We start from the raw sequence: 3625 nt of genomic DNA on the forward strand, positions 1-3625 counted from the left end.
GGACCAGCTACAGCTCGGGTACGGCGGCCGTGGACCGTCTGGTGAGCGAGACCAACGGGTCGGGCATGCGGGGGCTCGCCGCTCAGGCCACCGGTTTCGGTGGTCCGGGGCCCGCCGCGGCCCCGGCTGCCGCCGGCATCGGCATGCCGCTCCCCGCCACCGCGTCCGCCGCACCGGCGGGCCCGGGCGGAGGGATGCCGATGCCGGCGGCGGCGCAGATGGGCCAGATGACGCAGATGGGCCAGATGGGGCAGCAGCAGATGCCGCAGGCTGTGCCGCAGCCCGTACCCCAGCCGGTACCCCAGCCCGTACCCCAGCCCGCTCCGCAGCCCATGGCCGCACCGGTCCAGCAGCCGCTGGCACCCGTGGCACAGGCACCGGCTCCGATCCCCACCCCAGCCCCGGCGCCGGTCCCTGCTCCGGCGCCGGCTCCCATGCCCACGCCGGCGCCCTTCCCGGCCGCGGCCGGGCCCACACCGCCGGGTGTTCCCGCCCGGGGCGGGCTGACCGCCGCCCAGGTCAGGGGCACGAACGGGCTGTCACCCGCGCCGGCCACAGGCTGGCCGGGGGCCCAGGCCTGGCCCAACGCGGCCGGCATGGGTGCCGCGGGCTAGCGTCTCGCCGTAGCGACGTCAGTACGCGACGGGCCATCCGCTGCTCCAGTTCAGGAGGTTGACGCCCAGCTTGGGTGTGCCGTTGTCGTTGGCGTCGTAGTAGTGGTAGACGATCAGGTCGCCGTCGACGTCGTTCATGATCGACTGTCCGCCGGGGCCGATGACGCTGCCATGCGACTCCAGGACGGGCGTGCCGCCGTTCTTCATCAGGTCGACGCCGTTCTTGTCGCGGTACGGCCCGGTGATGGCGGAAGCGCGCCCGACCTTGACCTTGTAGGTCGAGCTCGTCCCGTTGCAGCAGGTGTCGTACGAGGCGAAGAGGTAGTAGTACCCGCCCCGCTTGACGATGAAGGGCGCCTCCACGGCCTTGGTCCCGGTGGGGCGGGAGGCGAGCGAGTAGCGGGTGGTGTCGGAGGAGAGCTGCTTCCCGGTGGACGGGTTGATCTGGATCATCTTGAGCCCGGTCCACCAACTGCCGAAGGACAGCCACCACTTGCCGTCGTCGTTCACGAAGAGGTTCGGGTCGATGGCGTTGAAGTCGCTCGCGGAGTTCGAGGTGTAGACGGTCCCCTGGTCGGTCCAGCTCCCCGGCTGACCGGTGCTGGACGTCGCGAGCCCGATGGCGGACGTGTTCGAGCCGAACTTCGAGACGGAGTAGTACATCAGGTACTTGCCGCCGTGGTACGAGATGTCCGGCGCCCAGGCCTCCGGCACGGAGGAGTAGTTCCGCCACCAGCTCGGCCTGCCGGCGAAGGCGTCGGCGCCGTTCCTGAAGGCCGTGCGGTCGCCGGACGTCTTGCTGGCGATGCCCCCGCCGGTGGCGTAGAGCAGGTACTGGCCGGACGAGGTGCGGATCATCGACGGGTCGTGGGTGACGATGTCGCCGGTGACGCGGCCGGGGTTGGGGTACGCGGACGCCGTGCCCGGGACGAGGGCGAGCAGGAACGCGGCGGGGAGGGCGAGCAGGGCGGTTCTCTTGCGCAGGATGGAGCGGCTCATGCGGATCCTCCTTGCGGTGGGGGGGGCTTGCGGTGGGGTGCTTCCGGTGGGGGTGACAGCGCTGAGCGATATCTCGAACAGCGATCGCAAGTTCGAACGGGACCGTAGAATCGAACCCCTTGCGCGTCAATGGTCCGCGCAGCAACGGCTGTGACCGGCCTGGGAGATCCGTTGAAGACGGCTGCGGCTACGGGGCGGTGGCCGGCAGATCGACCTCGGCGCGAACGGTCTTGCCGGGCTCGCGCCGCAGCACTTCCCACCGGTCGGCGAGCGCGTCGACGAGGAGAAGACCTCGGCCGTGTTCGTCGAGCGGACACGGAGGGTGCACTTCTCGCGGCCCGGGCGGGTCCGACCCGGCACGCGCGTCACTGACTTCGATACGCACGCCGCCGGCGACGAGACTGAGCCGCAACTCGAAGTCCCGCCCCGGCACCCGCCCGTGCGTCACGGCATTTGTGGCCAACTCGGCGACGATCAGGGCGACGGTCTCGGAGGCGTCGGTGCCGTGGGGGACGCCCCAGCCGTGCAGCTGGTGAGCGGCCAGACGCCGAGCGAGGCGGGCGCCGCGCGGAGTGGCACTGAGACGCTGACTGAACACACGTACGGTGACCGGACGTTGGGGGGTTGTGGGGGTGGTCGGTGCTGTCATGTGCCCAATGTGGCGGGTGACGGCCGGAGTTCTCCAGGTCGGCGCCGCGTACGCTGCGGCAGCGTACGCGGTGACGGACTGGACAGTACTGGTGACGGCCCGTAACCATGCCTCCGGAGGTGACCGACAGTGGTCGATGGCGCGATGGAGCCGGAGTCGTCGGACAGTCTGCGGACGTTCGGGGCGGTGGTCCAGGGCTTGCGCGAGCACGCGGGGCTGAGCAGGGAGGAGTTCGGGGAGCTGGTGCGGTTCTCCAAACACACGGTGGCTTCGGTGGAGTTGGGGAGGCGGATGCCGGATCCGGACTTCGTGACTCGGGCGGAAGAAGTGTTCGGCAGGACGGGGGCGTTACGGAAAGCGGCGGGGTGTCTGGAGCGGCAGCCGGGGTTGGCGGCTTGGTTTCGGCGGTGGGCTCAGCTGGAACAGGTGGCGATCACCCTCTATACGTACGAGTGCCGGATGATTCCGGGGTTGCTGCAGACGGAGGCGTACGCCCGAGCACTGTTCGCCAATCAGTTGCCGCCGCTGGACGACTCACAGATCGACCAGCGCTGGGCAGCTCGGGCCGATCGGCAGAGGCTGCTGCAGGAACGGCCGAACACCGCGTTCAACTTCATCCTGGAGGAGCACGTGCTCCTACGTCGCACAGGTGGGGTGGAGGTCACGCGGGAACTCCTCGATCACGTACTGGGGATCGCGGAGCTGCGGAACGTCGAGATTCAGATCATGCCGATGACACAAGGGGCCCACGCCGGGTTGGCGGGCCCCATGCAACTGCTGGAAACACCTGAGAACCGATGGTTCGCCTACAACGAAGGCCAGCGAGGCGGCCTCTTCATCTCCGACCCGAAAGAGCTCAGCGTTCTCCAAAGGCGTTATGCCAGGATGCGGTCACAGGCTCTCACCCTCGAAGACTCCGTGAGCCTGTTGCAGCGGATGCGAGGAGACCTATGAGCACCGTCGAACTGACCTGGTTCAAGTCCAGCTACAGCAGCAGCGGCGACGGCGACTGCGTAGAAGTCGCTCTCGCCTGGCACAAGTCCAGCCACAGCAGCGGCGGCGACGGCGACTGCGTCGAGATAGCCACCTGCCCCGAAGCCATCCACATCCGCGACTCCAAGAACAAGCAGGGCCCCCAGCTCACCCTCTCCCCCACCACTTGGGCGGCCTTCCTCACGCACGCCACCAAGTAACTGTCGGGGCCGCCCGCTTCTTTGGCAGTGTCGTGCTTCCACGGCCTGCATCAAGGGCGCTTCGCGTCGCCTTCGGCGATGGCCCTGCGGGCCACCCTTGACCCAGGCCGCTCCAGCACGGGAGAGAAGCGAGCGAGCGGCCCGGAAAGGCGGGTGGCCAGGGGCGTCGG

The 3625-nt window shown here is 69.2% G+C and carries 4 protein-coding genes and 1 pseudogene; 3 read left to right on the plus strand and 2 right to left on the minus strand.

The features are described 5' to 3' along the window. Positions 1 to 614, plus strand: a pseudogene (locus ACFTZL_RS42570) (histidinol-phosphate aminotransferase family protein); the annotation flags it as partial. Positions 615 to 632: 18 nt separating this feature from the next. Here the strand turns inward: ACFTZL_RS42570 and ACFTZL_RS42575 are convergent. Together ACFTZL_RS42575 and ACFTZL_RS42580 are read right to left on the minus strand one after the other, a co-directional pair. After that, complete coding sequence (locus ACFTZL_RS42575) at positions 633 to 1613, minus strand: arabinan endo-1,5-alpha-L-arabinosidase (RefSeq protein WP_382595284.1); 981 nt, start codon at positions 1611 to 1613, stop codon at positions 633 to 635. Between the two features lie 187 nt (positions 1614 to 1800). Continuing rightward, on the minus strand, positions 1801 to 2262 hold the full coding sequence (locus ACFTZL_RS42580; protein ID WP_382595287.1) for an ATP-binding protein: 462 nt from the start codon (positions 2260 to 2262) through the stop codon (positions 1801 to 1803). Between the two features lie 144 nt (positions 2263 to 2406). On the opposite strand from ACFTZL_RS42580, the gene ACFTZL_RS42585 reads away from it, so the two are divergent. Both ACFTZL_RS42585 and ACFTZL_RS42590 read left to right on the plus strand, forming a co-directional pair. After that, a complete protein-coding gene (locus tag ACFTZL_RS42585) occupies positions 2407 to 3216 on the plus strand; it encodes a Scr1 family TA system antitoxin-like transcriptional regulator (protein ID WP_382595293.1) in 810 nt (269 codons plus the stop codon). After that, complete coding sequence (locus ACFTZL_RS42590; RefSeq protein ID WP_382595290.1) at positions 3213 to 3455, plus strand: DUF397 domain-containing protein; 243 nt, start codon at positions 3213 to 3215, stop codon at positions 3453 to 3455. The genes ACFTZL_RS42585 and ACFTZL_RS42590 overlap by 4 nt, the downstream gene beginning before the upstream one ends. Positions 3456 to 3625: the final 170 nt, after the last annotated feature.

This window comes from Streptomyces sp. NPDC056948, from assembly GCF_042674225.1.
GTDB classification, from domain to species: domain Bacteria; phylum Actinomycetota; class Actinomycetes; order Streptomycetales; family Streptomycetaceae; genus Streptomyces; species Streptomyces purpurascens.